Raw genomic sequence first — 15,344 nt, forward strand, 5'->3', positions numbered from 1 at the left:
GCCGGGATTCGGCCTAGGCGGTCTCGCTATCGTATTTACAGACCGTATAGAGCGGCGTGCCTGTCGCCGCGACCTTGGCCGAACCGCCCAGGTCAGGCAGGTCGATGATCGCGGCGGCCTCGACCACATTGGCGCCCAGGCGCTGCAGCAGCTTGATGGCCGCCAGCATGGTGCCGCCGGTGGCGATCAGGTCGTCCACCAGCAGGACACGTTGGCCGGTACGCACGGAATCGGTGTGCATTTCGACCGACGCGTTGCCGTATTCCAGCGAATACTCCTCGGCCACGGTGCGATAGGGCAGCTTGCCCTTTTTGCGTACCGGCACGAAACCCAGGTTCAGTTCGTAGGCGAGCACGCTGCCGATGATGAAGCCGCGCGCATCCACGCCGGCCACCAGGTCCAGGCGCTGGCGCATGTAACGGTAGACGAAGAGATCGATCAGGACCCGGAACGCACGGGGATCCTGCAGCACGGGCGTGATGTCGCGAAAAATGACACCAGGTTGGGGCCAGTCTGGAACGCTGCGGATAGTGCGCCGGATGTACTCGGCGTTGTCGGTCTGCATGGTAAGACGGCCCTGAAGAATTGAAGCAAGGCGAACTATAACCTCGCCACCGCGCTTAAGCCAGGATTGCCGCCCGAGATGACAATTCATAAAGCCGGCCGTCGCGCAGCGCGCAGCAACGGTCGACCGCGCCGGGCGGCAACACGGCATGCGTGGCCAGCACCACGCTGCGTCCCTGCGTCGCCGGCCCCAGGTCGCGGAAGAATTCGGCCTCGGTTGTCACATCCAGCCCCGCCGTGGGTTCATCGAGCACGATGACCGCCGCCGGCGACAGCAACGCCCGCGCCAGGCACAGGCGCCGGGCCTGTCCGGCGGACAGCTGCGAGCCGGTTTCTCCGGCCCAGGTATCCAGCCCGTCGGGCAGGCCGCGCACAAATTCTCCCAGACGCGCGGCATCCAGCGCCCGCCACAGCGCGGCATCGTCGGCCAGGGGATCGCCGATCAGCAGATTGGTGCGCAGGGTGCCCAGGAATACCGGCGCATCCTGCGACAGCAGCGCGATGCGCCGGTGCCAGTCGGCCTGGGCGCAGGCGCGCGCATCCACGCCGCCATAGCGCACATGACCCGCTTGCGGATCTTCCAGGCGCAGCAGCAGATGCAACAGTGTGGATTTGCCCGCGCCACTTTCGCCGATGATTGCGACACGCTCGCCCAGTTCCACGCGCAACTCCAGATTGCGCAGCACCGCGGGCGGTTCGCCTTGCGTCCGCGCGGGATAGGAGAAATCCACGGCATCCAGCTCCAGCGCGCCGCGTTGCGGCAGCGGGCTGGGCACGGCGGGGTCGGACATATCTGGTTCGCGCTGGGCCACGTCGCGGATGCGCGCGGCGGCCGACAGCGCCGACCCCATGCGCGAGGCGCCGCGCATGATGGGCCCCGCCACCTCGAAGATGCCGATGACCGCCAACAGCAGGCCGACCAACAGCGGGCCTTCCAACGTGCCTGCCTGATAGGTATCCAGGCCAAACCACAGCAGCGCCAGCACCGATACGCCCGCTGCGGCCTGCAGAAACCATTGGCCGCGCGCGGCAACGCGCGCCTGGCTGGCCCGCGCCCGCGCGCTAGCCTCGCACAACTGCTCGAAATGCGCACAGGTCTGCGCTTGCGCATGCAGCGCCACCATATCGGCGTGGCCGTCCACTGCATCCAGCGTCGCGGCGCGCAGCCCCGCCGCGCTTTCCTGCGCGGCCACGCCGGGCTTGCGCGCGGCGCGCACCAGCCACAGCGGCACCAGCACGCAGGCGGTGAACAGCGCCAGGGCAAATGCCAGCGCGGCGGCCGGCACCCAGTAGCCCAGCACCGCGGTCAGCACCGCACCGGCCAGGATAGCCGTGGCCAGCGGCGCCAGCACGAACAGGAACACGGTATCGAGCGCATCGACGTCGCCCGTCATGCGCGCCACCAGGTCGCCGCTGCGGTAACGCGCCAATTGACGCGGTGTCAGCCGTATCAAGGCGTTGAACACCGTGGCACGCAAATCCGCCAGCAAACGCAGCGTGGCCGAATGGCCCACCACGCGGTCCGCGTAGCGCGACACGATGCGCAGGAACGATAGCCCTCGAACCAGCGCCGACGGCGCGAACAGGTTGAAGGCGCCGCCCGCGCCGGCCAGCGCCGCGCCGGTCAAGAACCAGCCCGACACGCCCAGCAGGCCGACGCCCGCTGCCACCGTGGCCAAGGCGCAGAACAAGGCGAGCAGGAGGCCGCTCTTTCGGCGCACGTACAAAGGCAGCAGCAACAGCAGGTTCTTCATACGTCTTTCACTTTCGCGTCGGCAATGCGCAACACCCGCGGCAGGCGCGCCGCGACCGCCGGCGAGTGCGTGGCCAGCAGCAACGTGCGGCCGGCGGCAAACTTCAGGATTTCATCGAGCACGCGAGTCTGCGTCGCGTCGTCCAGATGGGCCGTGGGCTCGTCCAGCAGGATCAGGCCAGGATCGCGCAGGAACAGCCGCGCCAATGCCACGCGTTGCGCCTGGCCGCCCGACAGACCATGCCCGCGACTGCCTAGCGGCGTATCCAGCCCTTGCGGCAGGCTGGATGCAAATTCCAGCACGCAGGCGCGGCGCGCGGCTTCGAGCACGTCGGCATCGGACGCGGCTGGCCGGCCCAGGCGGATGTTGTCGGCGATGGACCCCGCCAGCAATTGCGGCTGCTGGCCGATCAAGGCCACGCGCGCGCGCAGGTCGGCTTCACACCACTGGCTTAGCGGCGTGGCGTCGATACTGACGTCACCCACGCTGGGCCGCAGCCGCGCGATGGCTTCGATCAGCGTTGATTTACCGATACCGCTGGGCCCCATCAGCGCCGCATGTTCGCCCGGCGCCAACGACAACGCGGCCTCGGACAACACGGGCTGCGGGCGCCCGGTAGCGGCCATGGTCAAGCCCGCAACCGCCAGGGCCGCGCCGCCCGGCGCGAATGCCACGGGCACCGCGGACTCGGCCGCCGCCGACTCGTCTTGCGGCAAGCCGTCGAACAAGGTGGATATCTGCGTCACCGCGGCCAGCGCCGCGGCGCGGTCGTGATAGTGCGCCGCGAACTGGCGCAGCGGCGCATAGACCTCGGGCGCCATCAGCAGGCAGAACAGCCCGGCCTGCAGCGTCAGCGGCGACCAGCGCACATCCAGAAAACCCAGATAGGTCAAGCCGATATACACGGCCACGCCGGCCACGCCCAGGGCCGCGAAGAATTCCAGCACCGCCGAGGACAGGAAGGCGATGCGCAACACCGACATGGTGCGTTGGCGCAGCGCATCGCTGGCCGCGACGACCGAGGCCGCCTCGGCCTCGGCGCGGCCATAGAGCTTCAGGGTGGACAGGCCTCGCAGCCGGTCGGCGAAAAAGCCCGACAGGCGGGCAAAGGCCCGCAAATGGCGCCGGCTGGCGCCCTGCGCGCCCCACCCCACCAGCGCCATGAACAGCGGTATCAGCGGCGCGGTGATCAGGAGCACCAAGCCCGCCACCACATCCACGGGCAACAGCACGACAGCAAACGCCACCGGCAGCAGCGCCGCGGCGGCCATGGCTGGCAGGTACTTGGCAAAAAAGCCATCAAGCGCCTCGACCTGGTCCACCAGCGCACTGGCGATTTCGCCCGAGGCCCGCTTGCGGCTCCAGTCGGGGCCTTTGTGCAAGAGGCGCACGAACAGCGCCTGGCGCACATGGCGCTTGATGCGCTCGGAAGCGTCCGCCCCCGCGCGTTCGCCGGCCCAGGTGATACAGGCGCGCAGTGCCATCAGCGCCGCGATGGTCAGGATGCCGCCCAGCAATTCCTGGCGCGGCGCCTGCTTGACGATTGCGGCATCCAGCACATTGGCCAGCAGCCAGGCCTGCACCACCAGCAGGCCGCCCGACACCAGCGGCGCGGCGCCCGCCAGCATCAGCGGGAACCGGGCCGCTTTCGCCAGCGACATCAACCAGCGCGACTGTTCGCGCGGCGGTTTGCGCAGGCTTGCCGACGGGTCGTGCTCGAGGCTGCTAGCGCCGCCGCTCACTCGTCTGCACGGCTGGCGCGCGGGTCATGCGAGTGACCTTCGCGCAGCTCGAACCACATGGCGTTGAGGATGGCGAACGCACACGCCAATCCCAGGCCGAGTATCCACGAGAAATACCACATGGGGCAGGCTCCTTGTCAGTATGAATTGGGCGTGTCGCCCACGGATTCGTGGGTCACCTTGCCGCGCATGACGCGGTACACCCAGGCGGTGTAGATCGTCACGATGGGCAGGAAGATGACAACGGCGATCACCATGATCCACAGCGTCATGTGGCTGGACGACGCGTCCCAGACCGTCAGGCCGGCCTTGGGGTTGGTCGACGACGGCATCAGGAACGGGAACAGCGAAAAGCCGACCGTCAGGATCACGCCGGCGATCGACACCGCCGACGCCAGGAACGACAGCACGTTGGCGCGCAGCGTCAGGAACAGCAGCACCAGCACGGCGCCGGCCACGCCCAGCGCGGGCGCGATCCACATCAGCGGCCAGGTAGCATAGTTGGTCATCCAGGCGCCTGTCTGGACCGCCACCGTCTTGAGCATCGGATCCGACGGCCCCTGCATGTCGACCGCGCTGGTGATGGTATGGCCGCCAATGCCGCCGGCCACCCAAAAACCGCCCGCGATGAACAGCGCCAGCGTCAGCAACGCGCCCAGGCGCCCCCAATTGCGGGCCCGCGACGAGATCGGGTCTTCGGTGCGCCACGCCAGCAGCACGGCGCCGTGCATGGCCAGCATCACCACGCTCAACACACCGCACAGCAGCGCGAAGGGCGTGAACAGCTGGTAGAAATGGCCTTCGTAGATCATGCGCAGCGCATTGCCGTCGAACGTGAACGGCACGCCCAGGATGATGTTGCCCACCGCCACACCGAATACCAGCGAGGCCACCACGCCCGAGAAGCACAGCACGCCGTCCCAGGTGTTGCGCCAGCGGGTGCCTTCCATCTTGCTGCGGTACTTGAACCCCACGGGACGCAGGATCAGCGCGATCAACGCCAGCATCATCGCCAGGTAGAAGCCCGAGAACGAGGCCGCGTAGAGCAGCGGCCAGGCGGCGAAGATGGCGCCGCCCGCGGTGATCAGCCACACCTGGTTGCCTTCCCACACGGGGCCGACCACGTTGATCACCACGCGCCGCTCGGCGTCCGTCTTGGCCACGACGGGCAACAGCGCGGCCACGCCCAGGTCGAAGCCGTCCATGACGGCAAAACCGATCAGCAGCGCGCCCAGCAGCGCCCACCAGACCACTCGCAGGGTGGCGTAGTCAAAAGGAATAAGGGTATCCATGGCTTCTCTCCCCTTAAGCGCGCACGGCGGCGCGGACAGGATCGGCGGCGGCGCCAGCAGGCGCGGGCGCGTCGGATTTCGGTCCGGCCTTGATGGCATGCAGCATCACCTTCACGCCGATGATGAGCAGCACCGTGTACAGCACCAGGAAGATCGCCAGGCTGATGGCCAGGTCGGCGATGGTCAGGCCGGATGCCGCGTAGTAGGTCGGCAGCACACCTTCGATCACCCACGGCTGGCGGCCGTATTCGGCCACGAACCATCCGCTTTCAATGGCGACCCACGGCAACGGCAGGCTCCACAGCGCCACCTTAAGCAGGCCGCGCCGGCTGTCCAGACGGCCACGCGAGGCCAGCCAGAACGCCACGCCGAAGAACAGGATCAGGTACATGCCCACGGCCACCATGACGCGGAACGCCCAGAACAGCGGCGCCACGTTCGGCACGGTGTCCACGGCCGCCTTCTTGATGTCGTCTTCGGTGACCTTGCTCATGTCGGGCTGGTGCCGCTTGACCAACAGCGCGTAGCCCAGGTCCGGCCAGGTGCGGTCGAACACCATGCGCGCGTCGGTATCCTTGGGATTGGCGCGGATCTTCTGCAAGGCGTCATACGCCACCATGCCATCGCGGATGCGGTTTTCGGCGCGCAGGATCAGGTCGTCGATGCCCAGCAGCGGCGTGGTCAATGAACGCGTGCCGATGATGCCCATGACGTACGGGATCTCGATGGCGAAGTCGTTCTTGCGCTCGGCCTGGTTGGGAATCGCGATCAGGTTGAAGGACGCGGGCGCCGGCTCGGTGTGCCACATGGACTCCATGGCCGCGATCTTCATCTTCTGGTGTTCAGTGGTGAGATAGCCGCTTTCGTCGCCCAGCACGACCACCGACAAGGCGGATGCCAGGCCAAAGCTGGCGGCTACCGCCATCGAGCGCTTGGCCAGGTCGGTGTGACGGCCCTTGAGCAGGTACCAGGCGCTGATCGACATCACGAACATGGCGCCGGCCACGTAGCCCGCGCTGACCGTGTGCACGAACTTGGCCTGGGCCACCGGGTTGAAGATCACCGCGGCGAAGTCGGTCATTTCCATGCGCATCGTGTCCGGATTGAACACGGAACCGACCGGGTTCTGCATCCAGCCGTTGGCGATCAGGATCCACAGCGCCGAGAAGTTGGTGCCGAACGCCACCAGCCAGGTCACCACCAGGTGACTGACCTTGGACATGCGGTTCCAGCCGAAGAAGAACAGGCCGACGAAGGTGGCTTCCAGGAAGAAAGCCATCAGCCCTTCGAGCGCCAGCGGCGCGCCGAAGATGTCGCCGACGTAGTGACTGTAGTAGGACCAGTTCATACCGAACTGGAACTCCATGACCACGCCCGTGGCCACGCCCAGCGCGAAGTTGATGCCGAACAAGGTGCCCCAGAACATGGTCATCCGCTTCCAGATGGGGCGGCCGGTCATGACGTACACGCTTTCCATGATGGCCAGGATGAACGACAGGCCGAGCGTGAGGGGGACGAAAAGGAAGTGGTAAAGCGCGGTCGCGGCAAACTGGAATCGCGACAGGTTCACGACGTCGAGATCAATCATTGGGGCGCTCCCATGCAGGTGAGTAGCCACAGCAACCGGCATGGTTCCCAGGCCGTCTCTCGCGCCATGATACGGGCGATGTATACAACTTCATAGAGGTTTCCTGAAAAATCGGGGCAGATCGAAATCAGCTCTTGCCCCGCAATTTGCCGGCGAATCCAAGCACCTTCTGCACTTTTGAACCCAGCTTCATCAGGTTCTGCAGCGTCTCGGGCGGCAGGCGTTGAACCTCATCGAACCACCCGGTGGATAGTTCGATGAGCTCCAGCATTTCGGTCATGCGCTGCTGCGCATAGGCCTCGTTCGGGCCGGAGGGCGGCTCGAGCAGCGTGTCGCGCAACAGGGTCAGGGTGGGATCGATTTCGCGCTTGCGCTTCTCTTCCATGAGGATGCGGAAGATCTCCCACACGTCCTTGGGCGTTTCGAAGTAGTCGCGGCGGTCGCCGACCTGGTGCACCAGCTTGACCAGGCGCCAGGACTGCAGCTCTTTGAGCCCCAGGCTGACGTTGGAACGGGAAAAACCCAGCGTTTCGGCGATGTCGTCGGCGTGCAGGGGCTCGGGCGACAGGAACAGCAAGGCGTAGATCTGGCCGACGGTGCGGTTCACGCCCCAACGGCTGCCCATTTCGCCGAAGTGCAGGACGAAACGTTCGTTTTGAGGAGTAAGCACCATGAGCAATCCAGGCCAGTCGGCAACAACGGCGGCATTTCCCGACCTGAATGGTCGGATATAAATGGTTACGCCGATTTCAGTAATTCCTGAAATTATCGAATAAACTGTGCGAAAGCGCAAACCACACTACTGGAAGGGGTATCCCCGCAAGCGCGAGGCGGTATGGGGCCCGGCCCCTGGAAACAAGCCGCTTTTGTTGCAGGCGAACGACGAAAAAAAGCCACCGGCCAGCAAGGCTGGGTGGCACAGGCCCGAGGAAGACCGGGCGGTCTAGGCGCTGGCGGCAACGCCCGAAGGCGGGGTCAGCCGGCCTTGACGGTCACGGCGGCGGACACGCGCTTGGCCTTGGCGCGCGCGGCGGCGACATCCTCGGCCACGGCCAGGCCCACGCCCATGCGGCGGCGGACGAAGGATTCGGGCTTGCCGAACAGGCGGATATCGGTGCCGGGTTCAGCCAGGGCCTGCGCCACGTTATGGAACGACACGGCCTGTGCATCGACGCCGCCGTAGATGACGCTGCTGGCGCCGGGCTGGCGCAGCGAGGTGTCCACCGGCAGGCCCAGCAGGGCGCGGGCGTGCAGCTCGAATTCGTTCTGGGCCTGCGTGATCATGGTGACCATGCCGGTGTCATGCGGACGCGGACTGACTTCCGAGAACCAGACCTGGTCGCCGGCCACGAACAGCTCGACGCCGAAGATCCCCAGGCCGCCCAATTCGGACGTGACCGCCAGCGCGATATCGCGCGAGCGCTGCAGGGCGGCCGGCGACATGGGATGCGGCTGCCAGCTTTCGACGTAGTCGCCGTCGACCTGCTTGTGGCCGATCGGCTCGCAGTAGCGGGTCTCGACCTGGCCGTCGGCGCCGCGCGCCCGGACGGTCAGCAGGGTGATTTCGTAGTCGAAACGGATAAAGCCCTCGACGATGGCGCGGCCGCCGCCCACCCGGCCGCCTTCCTGGGCGTAACGCCAGGCGGACGCCACGTCGTCGGCGCTCTTGATCACGGACTGGCCTTTGCCCGAGGAGGACATGACCGGCTTGATGACGCAGGGATAACCGATGCCGCCATCGATGGCCTGGCGCAATTCGTCTTCGGTGTCGACAAAACGGTAGGGCGAGGTGGGCAGGCCCAGGGTCTCGGCGGCCAGGCGGCGGATGCCCTCCCGGTTCATGGTCAACTGGGCCGCCCGGGCGGTCGGGGTGACCCGCGCCACGCCCGCCGATTCCAGTTCTACCAGCAAACTGGTGGCAATGGCCTCGATTTCGGGGACAATAACGTGCGGCTGCTCTTGCTGGATGACCCGTTTCAGGGCTTCCGGGTCCGTCATCGACACCACATGCGCGCGGTGCGCCACCTGATGGCCCGGCGCGTCGGCATACCGATCCACCGCAATGACTTCCACGCCCAGCCTTTGCAGGGCGATGATGACCTCTTTGCCCAATTCGCCCGATCCGAGCAGCATGACTCGGGTGGCCAGGGGGGACAGGGGCGTGCCAAGGACGGGGCTGGGAATGCTGGACATGGAGCGGGCCTGGAAAGGAAAGATTGATAGCCGGATAAAAGAGCCGCCAGGATGCCATACCCCCCTGCCCGGGGCAAACCCGCAACCTGATATTAAAATCCCCTGATGACCGACCATCCCACCACATCGTCCGACACCGCGCTGGCATCTGCCCGCCGGACGCTGCAAATCGAAAGCCAGGGCATCTTGGACCTGTCCGCCCGCCTGGACGACAGTTTCACGCAGGTTGTCGCCATGCTGCTGGCATGCCGTGGCCGCGTGGTCGTCAGCGGCATCGGCAAGACCGGCCACGTCGCCCGCAAGATCGCCGCGACCCTGGCATCCACCGGCACGCCCGCCTTCTTCGTGCACGCCGCCGAAGCCGTGCACGGCGACCTGGGCATGATCACCCGCGACGACGTGCTGATCGCCATTTCCTATTCGGGCTCCGGCCAGGAATTGCTGACCATCCTGCCGGTGGCCCGCCGCATGGGCGCCGGCCTGGTCGCCATCACCGGCAACCCGCAATCCGAACTGGCCAGCCTGGCCGACGTCCACCTGGACGCCAGCGTGGCCCAGGAAGCCTGCCCGCTGAACCTGGCGCCCACCGCCAGCACTACCGCGGCCCTGGCCCTGGGCGATGCCCTGGCCGTGGCCTGCCTGGAAGCCCGCGGCTTCGGCCCTCAGGATTTCGCGCGCTCGCATCCCGGCGGCGCGCTGGGCCGCCGTCTGCTGACCCACGTGCGCGACGTCATGCGCCAGGGCGACGCCCTGCCCATCGTGGCGGCCGGCACGCCGGTGTCGCAAGCGCTCGAAGTCATGTCCGCCAAGGGCATGGGCATGACGGTGGTCACCGACCCGCAACACCGCCCCCTGGGCATCTTCACCGACGGCGACCTGCGCCGCCTGATCGCGCGCTACGGCGACATCCGCAGCCTGACGGTCGACGAGGGCATGACCCGCTCGCCGCGCAGCGTCAATCCGGACGCGCTGGCCGTCGAAGCCGCGCGCCAGATGGATGACCAACGACTCAATCACATGCTGGTGCTGGACGCCGACGGCGCCCTGCTCGGCGCCCTGCACATGCACGACCTGATGGCTGCAAAAGTGGTATGACTATGACTCTTCCTACTTCGATCACCCACCCGGCCGAAGCGCTGGTCCTGGCCCGCATTGCCCCCGCCGTGCGCGAACGCGCCGCCGCGGTGCGCCTGATGGTGTTCGACGTGGACGGCGTCCTGACCGACGGCAGCCTCTATTACAGCGAAACCGGCGAAGCGCTCAAGCGTTTCCACGCGCTCGACGGCCATGGGCTGCGCCTCTTGATGGAAGGCGGCCTGAAGGTCGCGCTGATGACCGGCCGCTCCGGCCCCATCGTGGCGCGCCGCGCCGCCGAGCTGGGCATTTCCGAGGTCATGCAGGGCGTGCGGGACAAAGGCTCGGCGCTGGCCGAACTTGCGCAGCGCAGCGCGGTCCAACTGAACCAGACCGGCTACATGGGCGATGACATCATTGACCTGCCGGCCATGCAACGCGCCGGCTTCGCGGCCAGCGTGCCGAACGCGCCCGGCTATGTCAGCCAAGCGGCCCACTGGATCGCCACACAGCCCGGCGGCGGCGGCGCGGTGCGCGAATGCTGCGACCTGCTGCTGGCCTCCCAGGGCCGCCTGGGCGGATTCCTGGCGGCGCCGGGCCTGCTCGGCCCGGGCGCCATCCAGTAAGCGCCCCTAACCACGCCCTGACCGGCAGACCCGATGAAAGACCGTTTTCCTTCCCTGATCGCGCTGTTCCTGCTGCTGGTGCTTGTCGCCAGCACGTATTGGGCCGCCGACTACGCGCAGCGCGCCATCCAGTCGGATCCGCCGCGTCGCGTCACGCACGAAATGGACGCCTGGTCGCGCAATTTCGTGATGCTGCGCACCGACCCCACCGGCCGGCCGATCAACCGCCTGGAAGGCGAGTACGCCGAGCACTTCCCGGACGACGACTCGTACCACATCACCGCGCCGCGAGCCATCGGCCAGCGCGAGGCCAATCCGATCACCGTGGGCGTGTCCAAGACCGCCATCATGGAACAGGGCGGCAAGCGCATCGTCATGAATGGCGACGCGCACGTGCATCGCCAGCCCGACGCCAACAATGATGTCCTGGACGTACGCAGCCAGCAGTTGATTCTGCTGCCCGACGATGACGTGGTCTTTACCGATCTGCCGGCGGAAGTCATCAAGGGACGCTCGCGCATGAACGGCAAGGGCATGCACTACAACAACAAGACACGCCAACTGCAGGTATCGGCCTCCACCGACGTGGAAATCGCCGGCGGAGAAAACAAATCACGCCGCCCGGCCGAGACCCCTGCCAACACCTCTGACCAGAAGACACCATGACCGACCTTCGGATTCGCATTGCCCCCACCACGCGCCTGCTGGGCGCGGTGCTGCTGATGGCATCGGCGGTTGCGCCGGCGCTCGCGGCCGACCCCAAGCCGGCCGCCGGGGCGGCCAAGACCGCGCCCGCCGAGGAACCCACCACCACGATCCTGTCGGACACCCTGCACTACGACGACGTCAAGAAGCAAAGCGTCTTCACCGGCAACGTCAACATGACGCGCGGCCTGATGACGCTGACGTCCGACGTGCTGGAAATGCGCGAAGACGCCGCAGGCAACCAGTACGGCACCGCCACGGCCAGCAAAGGCAAGGTCGTGACCATCCGCCAGGAACGTCCCGAGACCTACGAACTGATCGAAGGCAAGGGCCTGCGCGCCGAATACGACGGCACCAAGAGCACGTTCGACCTGATCGGCCAGGCCGTGGTCATCCGCTACGTCTGTGGCAAGCCTTTCGACACGATCCGCGGAGACCGGGTACGCTACAACGAAAAGAGCGGCACCTACGAAGCCCAAGGCGGCCCGAATTCCGCCGCGGCGGGCGGACGAGTCCGTTCGGTGGCCGAACCGCGCGCCAAGTCGGATGCCGCGGTGGCTGAATGCCGCAAGCAGCAAGAATCAAAGAAAGCGCGTTAAAGCGCGCCTCCCGCAACACCATACGCAGCCACGATGAACCAACCCTCTGTGCAGACTCCCGTGACCTCCGCCCCTTCGGGCGTCAAGCAGGGCAGCCTGCGCGCAACTGGCTTGCGCAAGACCTACAACGGCCGCACCGTGGTGCAGGACGTGTCCCTGTCCGTCGTCAGCGGCGAAGTCGTCGGCCTGCTCGGCCCCAACGGGGCCGGCAAGACCACCAGCTTCTACATGATCGTGGGCCTGGTGCCGGCCGATGCTGGCCGCATCGAGATCGACGGCTCGATCATCACCTCGATGCCGATCCACAAGCGCGCCCGCATGGGGCTGTCGTACCTGCCCCAGGACGCCTCGGTGTTCCGGCGCCTGACGGTCGAGCAGAACATCCGCGCGGTGCTGGAACTGCAATTGGGGCCTGACGGCCGTCCGCTGACCACGCCCAAGATCAACGAGCAGATGGAACTGCTGCTGGAAGAGCTGCAGATCGGCCATATCCGCAGCAATGCCGCCATTTCGCTGTCGGGCGGTGAACGCCGCCGGGTGGAAATCGCCCGCGCGCTGGCCACCAGTCCGCGCTTCATCCTTCTGGATGAACCCTTCGCCGGCGTGGATCCCATCGCGGTTATCGAAATTCAGCGCATCGTGCGCTTCCTGAAGGGCCGTGGCATCGGCGTGCTGATCACCGACCACAACGTGCGCGAAACGCTGGGTATTTGCGACCGCGCCTACATCATCAGCGAAGGCAAGGTCCTGACCGACGGCCACCCCGACGAAATCGTCGGCGATCCGGCCGTGCGCCGCGTCTATCTGGGCGAGCACTTCCGCATGTAACAAGGCGCCGGTAAGGCCCCTGGGGAAAGCCCCTAGGGCCTTCGGCGGCCCCTGGGAGCCCCCTCTGGGAATCCGCCATAAAAATGCCATGAACTTGCGCTAGGTCAGCTTGTTTTATCGGCCCGAGTCTATACACTAGTACTAAACGAACCCCTCAAACAAGGAGAACGCCTAACGACCCCACCGCGCATTTTGCGCACCAATTTTTCCTCTTTTAGAAGGAGAGCACACTATGAACCTGAGCATCTGCGGTCGTCACCTCGACGTCACCCCGGCAATCCGGGAATATGTCATGAACAAACTGGCGCGAGTGCTGCGGCATTTCGATCACGTCATCGATACCCAGGTCATGCTCTCAGTAGAGCCCCTGCGGCACAGAGCCGAAATCACCATGCGTCTTAGCGGTAAGGACATTCATTGTGAAGCAACCGATGAAAATCTGTACGCAGCCATAGACCTTCTTGCTGACAAAGTCGACCGTCAGGTCATCAAGCACAAGGACAAGGTACGAAGTCACACGGCAGAGTCCGTGAAGCGGCAAGCGGCGAGCCTCTCGCCACCCCAGCAGTAACGCGCTTCATGACCCGCTCGCCGTGCGAGCCAAGCTAAACAGCGATTCTTGAATCCTGCCTAAGTCCCGGTGTCCCGCTAGACGTATCGTCCAGCTGGGGCATCGGCAAACTCCCCTCCCGCAGTACCCCTCCCCCTCTTTGTCCCCGATTGCCGGCCACTTGCCGGTGAATTCGCATTGCCCGTTGCCCGGTCCTGGAAATGCCCAGACATCGTTGCCCGGGAACGCCATCCGCGCACGAGAATGCCCACAACGCGCCACGATCGGTCTATGCTGTCGCTCTCGCACCGGGGGCCAGCGTCCAGCCAAGGGCCTGGTCCGGATGCGCGAAGCCCGCCGGGCGCGCGCCTCCGACCGGAGTTTTTTGCAGTGCGTCATATAACCCTATAATGGTCCGATGAATCATTTGTCGCGCATCCTTCCCGCCGGCAACGTCGTCCTCGATATGCTCGCTACGAGCAAGAAGCGCGCGTTCGAACAGGCTGGCCTTCTTTTTGAAAACAACCACGGTTTGGCGCGCGCGCTCGTGTTCGACAGCCTTTTCGCTCGCGAACGCCTGGGCTCGACCGCTCTGGGCCAGGGCGTGGCAGTGCCGCACGGACGCGTGAAGGGCCTGGAGCAGGCGCTGGCCGCCTTCATCCGCCTGGCGCAACCCATCACGTTCGACGCACCGGACGGCCAGCCCGTCTCGATGCTGCTGTGTCTGCTGGTGCCGGAAACCGCCACGCAACAACATCTGGATATCCTGGCCGAATTGGCGCAACTCATGTCGAACAAGGCATTGCGCGAAGCCCTGGCCACGGAGGCCGATCCGGCCGTCGTCCACAAGATGCTGACCACCGGCCAACTCTGACCCCTCGCGGAAACGCTGCCATGCTCACGGTGCAGGAACTCGTCGACGACAACGCCGACAAAATCCCCTTCAACTGGATTTCGGGCCAAGGCGCCGCAGACCGCGCGATTCCCGATGACGGCATGGCCGCCGCGGACCTGGTCGGTCACTTGAACCTGATCCACCCGTCGCGCATCCAGGTGTTCGGCCAGGAAGAGCTGGCGTACTACACCCGCTTCGACCTGCGCCGCCGCATGCACCACATGGACGAGTTGCTGATCGGCGGCGTGCCGGCCATTTTGCTGGCCGACGGCCTGACGCCGCCGCAAGACCTCGTCGACCAATGCGACCAGCACCAGGTGCCGCTGCTTTCCACCCCGGTGGCAGCCGCGCAACTGATCGACCTGCTGCGCATCTACCTGGGCAAGAAGCTCGCGCCCACCACCACGGTGCACGGCGTGTTTCTCGACGTGCTGGGCCTGGGCGTGCTGATCACCGGCGAATCCGGCCTGGGCAAGAGCGAACTGGCGCTGGAACTGATTTCCCGCGGCCACGGCCTGGTGGCCGACGACGCCGTGGAATTCTCGCGCACCGCGCCCAACATGATCGAAGGCCATTGCCCGCAGCTGCTGCAGAACCTGCTGGAAGTGCGCGGCCTGGGCCTGCTCGATATCCGTACCATCTTCGGCGAGACCTCGGTGCGCCGCAAGATGCGCCTGAAACTGATCGTTCACCTGGTGCGCGCCACCGCGCAGGACAAGTTCGAACGCCTGCCGCTGCAAGACATCACCCAGGACATGCTGGGCCTGCCCGTGCGCAAGGTCATGCTGCAAGTGGCCGCCGGCCGCAACCTGGCCGTGCTGGTCGAAGCCGCCGTGCGCAACACCATTCTGAAGTTGCGCGGCATCGACACCCTGGGCGAGTTCATGGAACGCCAGGCCATGGCGATCCTGCAAAGCAGCAAGTGAACGCGCGT

At 66.0% G+C, this 15,344-nt stretch carries 16 protein-coding genes; 8 read left to right on the plus strand and 8 right to left on the minus strand.

Annotated features, from left to right (window positions below; genetic code table 11):
* Nucleotides 1–13: 13 nt before the first annotated feature.
* From A9974_RS16885 to purT, 8 genes are all read right to left on the minus strand, one after another.
* Nucleotides 14–565, minus strand: a complete 552-nt coding sequence (locus tag A9974_RS16885; RefSeq protein WP_025141043.1) for an adenine phosphoribosyltransferase — start codon at nucleotides 563–565, stop codon at nucleotides 14–16.
* A 55-nt stretch (nucleotides 566–620) separates the two neighbouring features.
* Nucleotides 621–2,318, minus strand: a complete 1,698-nt coding sequence (gene cydC, locus A9974_RS16890) for a thiol reductant ABC exporter subunit CydC (protein WP_183005325.1) — start codon at nucleotides 2,316–2,318, stop codon at nucleotides 621–623.
* A complete protein-coding gene (gene cydD, locus A9974_RS16895) occupies nucleotides 2,315–3,979 on the minus strand; it encodes a thiol reductant ABC exporter subunit CydD (protein ID WP_255468207.1) in 1,665 nt (554 codons plus the stop codon). The genes cydC and cydD overlap by 4 nt, the downstream gene beginning before the upstream one ends.
* A 77-nt stretch (nucleotides 3,980–4,056) precedes the next feature.
* The gene (gene cydX, locus A9974_RS16900) at nucleotides 4,057–4,182 is read right to left on the minus strand and encodes a cytochrome bd-I oxidase subunit CydX (protein ID WP_183005327.1); all 126 of its coding nucleotides are present in this window, start codon (nucleotides 4,180–4,182) and stop codon (nucleotides 4,057–4,059) included.
* Between the two features lie 15 nt (nucleotides 4,183–4,197).
* Entirely contained in the window at nucleotides 4,198–5,352 is a 1,155-nt protein-coding gene (gene cydB, locus A9974_RS16905; protein WP_183005328.1) for a cytochrome d ubiquinol oxidase subunit II, read from the minus strand.
* Between the two features lie 13 nt (nucleotides 5,353–5,365).
* Nucleotides 5,366–6,940, minus strand: coding sequence for a cytochrome ubiquinol oxidase subunit I (locus A9974_RS16910; protein WP_183005329.1), 1,575 nt, complete (start codon nucleotides 6,938–6,940; stop codon nucleotides 5,366–5,368).
* A 127-nt stretch (nucleotides 6,941–7,067) separates the two neighbouring features.
* Nucleotides 7,068–7,613, minus strand: a complete 546-nt coding sequence (locus A9974_RS16915) for a GbsR/MarR family transcriptional regulator (RefSeq protein WP_025141037.1) — start codon at nucleotides 7,611–7,613, stop codon at nucleotides 7,068–7,070.
* 302 nt (nucleotides 7,614–7,915) lie between these two features.
* Complete coding sequence (purT, locus tag A9974_RS16920; protein ID WP_183005330.1) at nucleotides 7,916–9,133, minus strand: formate-dependent phosphoribosylglycinamide formyltransferase; 1,218 nt, start codon at nucleotides 9,131–9,133, stop codon at nucleotides 7,916–7,918.
* A 105-nt stretch (nucleotides 9,134–9,238) separates the two neighbouring features.
* Between purT and A9974_RS16925 the strand changes: the two genes are divergently transcribed.
* From A9974_RS16925 to hprK, 8 genes are all read left to right on the plus strand, one after another.
* Nucleotides 9,239–10,228, plus strand: coding sequence for an SIS domain-containing protein (locus A9974_RS16925; RefSeq protein ID WP_183005331.1), 990 nt, complete (start codon nucleotides 9,239–9,241; stop codon nucleotides 10,226–10,228).
* The gene (locus A9974_RS16930) at nucleotides 10,225–10,833 is read left to right on the plus strand and encodes an HAD family hydrolase (RefSeq protein ID WP_183005332.1); all 609 of its coding nucleotides are present in this window, start codon (nucleotides 10,225–10,227) and stop codon (nucleotides 10,831–10,833) included. Before A9974_RS16925 ends, A9974_RS16930 begins: the two co-directional genes overlap by 4 nt.
* Before the next feature lie 33 nt (nucleotides 10,834–10,866).
* A complete protein-coding gene (lptC, locus tag A9974_RS16935) occupies nucleotides 10,867–11,499 on the plus strand; it encodes an LPS export ABC transporter periplasmic protein LptC (protein ID WP_183005333.1) in 633 nt (210 codons plus the stop codon).
* Nucleotides 11,496–12,137 carry a lipopolysaccharide transport periplasmic protein LptA gene (lptA, locus tag A9974_RS16940; protein ID WP_183005334.1) on the plus strand — a complete coding sequence of 214 codons (642 nt, stop codon included), beginning with the start codon at nucleotides 11,496–11,498 and terminating at the stop codon, nucleotides 12,135–12,137. The genes lptC and lptA overlap by 4 nt, the downstream gene beginning before the upstream one ends.
* Nucleotides 12,138–12,170: 33 nt before the next feature.
* Complete coding sequence (gene lptB, locus A9974_RS16945; protein WP_183005335.1) at nucleotides 12,171–12,965, plus strand: LPS export ABC transporter ATP-binding protein; 795 nt, start codon at nucleotides 12,171–12,173, stop codon at nucleotides 12,963–12,965.
* Nucleotides 12,966–13,197: 232 nt separating this feature from the next.
* Nucleotides 13,198–13,536 carry a ribosome hibernation-promoting factor, HPF/YfiA family gene (hpf, locus tag A9974_RS16950; protein WP_025141030.1) on the plus strand — a complete coding sequence of 113 codons (339 nt, stop codon included), beginning with the start codon at nucleotides 13,198–13,200 and terminating at the stop codon, nucleotides 13,534–13,536.
* A 397-nt stretch (nucleotides 13,537–13,933) separates the two neighbouring features.
* Nucleotides 13,934–14,389: a PTS sugar transporter subunit IIA gene (locus A9974_RS16955; RefSeq protein ID WP_183005336.1), complete on the plus strand. Its 456-nt coding sequence runs from the start codon at nucleotides 13,934–13,936 to the stop codon at nucleotides 14,387–14,389.
* A gap of 20 nt (nucleotides 14,390–14,409) precedes the next feature.
* Nucleotides 14,410–15,336: an HPr(Ser) kinase/phosphatase gene (gene hprK, locus A9974_RS16960; RefSeq protein WP_006216298.1), complete on the plus strand. Its 927-nt coding sequence runs from the start codon at nucleotides 14,410–14,412 to the stop codon at nucleotides 15,334–15,336.
* Nucleotides 15,337–15,344 lie beyond the last annotated feature (8 nt).

The sequence above is a fragment of the Achromobacter sp. UMC71 genome, assembly GCF_014170305.1.
Lineage (GTDB): Bacteria > Pseudomonadota > Gammaproteobacteria > Burkholderiales > Burkholderiaceae_B > Achromobacter.